Genomic DNA, 2301 nt, shown 5'->3' with positions numbered 1-2301 from the left:
TGAGCGGAGCCTTCTTTTCGGCTTCTTCTTTCGGGATTCCCTGGCTAACCAGTTCCTCGATCTGCGCTTTATAGGCTTTGTCGAACAGAACGTAGTATTTTCCAATCAGGTGATCGCCTTTCATGCCTGCCGATTCAGGTGTTTCTGCACGGCCCGACGCATCGGTTCCGAATAGCTGGTACGCCAGCATGGATTTGCAGATATGAATGCCCCGGTCGTTGACGATGCAGGTTTTTACAACGTCGTAGCCATTTGCTTTCAAAATCCGACTGACTGAATCGCCTAGAAAATTATTCCGTAAATGACCGAGGTGCAGCGGCTTATTCGTGTTTGGCGACGAAAATTCCACCATCACCGACTGTCCAGTTGCTGGTAACGTGCCAAATGCTACGTTGCTGGCAATATCGTTTAGTACGTTCACCCAGGCGGCATCAGCAATGCTGATGTTCAAAAAGCCCTGCACTACGTTGAAGCCGCTCACAACTGGACTATTTTCTGCAAGCCACGTACCAATTGCCTGCCCGATTTGCGCGGGTGGCTGACGGAGCGATTTGGTTAGTGGAAACGTAACAAACGTATAAAGACCTTCGAATTCTTTCTTGGTAGGTTGTAACGTAACGTCACCAACTTCTTGCTGATATAATTCGGTAACGGCGCGCTGAATGGCGCTCTTTAAGGCTGACTGAATATCCATTTACCCGCAAAAGTACAAAATGTAGGTTGGACCGTTGCGTGAGGTGTGGACCAAATCAAGACAAATAATTCATGACCTGTACGTTAACTAGTTAAGTGTTAATCGGCACTAGTCCACAGAGACGCCTGCGGTAAAGGGCCCGGTGAAAAACTGGACTAACGTAGCGATACCCCTGATTAATGACATTCAGGCAGGTAAATACCTCTTGAGGGTCTTCAATGGTTTCGGGTAAATAACCATTTACATCGGTCTGAATGGCGGCCGGATAATAGGCGACTTGTACGGGCAAACAAACAACGCCACGTAGTGTTGGATGAATCAGTTTGGCTTGTCGGGCTATCTCGAATCCCCGATTGTTGCCAAAACGGGCTTCGATAAATAACGTAGCGGGTAAATGAGCGCGAATAGCCTGTAGTACGTCGCCCTCGTTTGTATTACAAATGATGGCCGTATGGCCGCTTTCTGTAAAGGTTTTTAACCAATAGTCGGCAACGGCCTTTTGTTCCTTTACAAGCAGGATAACGGATGTCATGGAAAATGAATATATGTATACTTAGAAATGTATACAAGTAGAATCCATGCTGAAATGTTCATGTATTGCGTCTGCTAAGTTGAGCCGCTAGGCAAATACCGGAAAGTCGTCCATGAACTGAATCTGGGACGTAGCGTGATCAACGCAGCAACAGTAATGCGTCATGCCGTTGGAAATCACGACGTAGGGCGCCCGATGAATGTGATTATATCGGGAAACCTGATCGAAAACACTCTGCGTCAACGTAATGTGCGGAGCTTTGCACTCGACCACCAGAAACGGCTGGCCCTGCCGGTCGAACACAACGATGTCGGTACGTTTTTGCGTCTGATTCAGTACAAGTCCGCCTTCCGAACGAATCAGGGCTTTTGGATAGGCGTAGTGCGTCAGCAATAAATTAACAATATGCTGCCGTACCCACTCTTCGGGCGACAGTCGAACGTACTTCCGACGTAGCAGATCAAAAATATAAGCTTTCCCGTCGACTTGCTTAGTTTTGCAATCAAATGGAGGGAGGTTCAGCGTAACCATACCACTAAGATAAGGAGCGAATGAAAAATATGCTTCATCAATCATTCGCTCAATCACTCATCTACTCACTGAGTATTCATGAAAACAAAAGAAGAAATCGTTCAGAATTGGTTGCCGCGCTACACGGGTACGCCCATTGAGCAATTTGGCGAATACATTTTGCTCACCAATTTTATTAACTACGTCGAGCTGTTTGCGCAGAAATTCGACGCGGAAATTTTTGGGATTGGACGGGCCATGCAAACAGCCACGGCCAACAATATCACCATTATCAACTTTGGCATGGGCAGTGCAATGGCCGCAACAGTCATGGATTTGCTGTCGGCCGTTGATCCAAAAGCAGTGCTGTTTCTGGGGAAATGCGGAGGGTTGAAGAAAACGCAGATTGGCGACCTTGTTTTGCCTATTGCCGCCATCCGGGGCGAAGGAACCAGCAACGATTATATGCGCCCCGAAATTCCGGCACTACCATCTTTCCGGTTGCAGCGGGCCGTATCATCGACCATCAAGAAATACGAACTGGATTACTGGACCGGCACCGTGT

General features: G+C 47.7%; 3 protein-coding genes and 1 pseudogene. 1 reads left to right on the top strand and 3 read right to left on the bottom strand.

Annotated elements, in window-relative coordinates; translation table 11 throughout:
• The 3 genes from argS to ACOJS8_RS27625 all read right to left on the bottom strand — a co-directional run.
• Nucleotides 1-694, bottom strand: a 694-nt coding sequence (gene argS, locus ACOJS8_RS27635) for an arginine--tRNA ligase (protein WP_420151790.1), incomplete at its 3' end; no start/stop codon positions are given.
• A 91-nt stretch (nt 695-785) separates the two neighbouring features.
• Nucleotides 786-1226, bottom strand: coding sequence for a hypothetical protein (locus ACOJS8_RS27630; protein ID WP_420151789.1), 441 nt, complete (start codon nt 1224-1226; stop codon nt 786-788).
• An 87-nt stretch (nt 1227-1313) separates the two neighbouring features.
• Nucleotides 1314-1757: a type I restriction enzyme HsdR N-terminal domain-containing protein gene (locus ACOJS8_RS27625; protein WP_420151788.1), complete on the bottom strand. Its 444-nt coding sequence runs from the start codon at nt 1755-1757 to the stop codon at nt 1314-1316.
• A gap of 78 nt (nt 1758-1835) precedes the next feature.
• Between ACOJS8_RS27625 and ACOJS8_RS27620 the strand changes: the two are divergent.
• Nucleotides 1836-2301 (top strand): annotated as a pseudogene (locus ACOJS8_RS27620) (AMP nucleosidase); the annotation flags it as partial.

The organism is Spirosoma sp. (assembly GCF_048594605.1).
In the GTDB taxonomy this organism is placed as follows: domain Bacteria; phylum Bacteroidota; class Bacteroidia; order Cytophagales; family Spirosomataceae; genus Spirosoma.
Note: the sequence above shows the minus strand (reverse complement) of the source record. Positions and strands in the feature narration are given on the sequence as shown.

Coding starts and splice junctions, on each gene's coding strand:
- ACOJS8_RS27630 (WP_420151789.1), bottom strand. CDS start 1,226: ATGACATCCGTTATCCTGCTTGTAAAGGAACAAAAGGCCGTTGCCGAC.
- ACOJS8_RS27625 (WP_420151788.1), bottom strand. CDS start 1,757: ATGGTTACGCTGAACCTCCCTCCATTTGATTGCAAAACTAAGCAAGTC.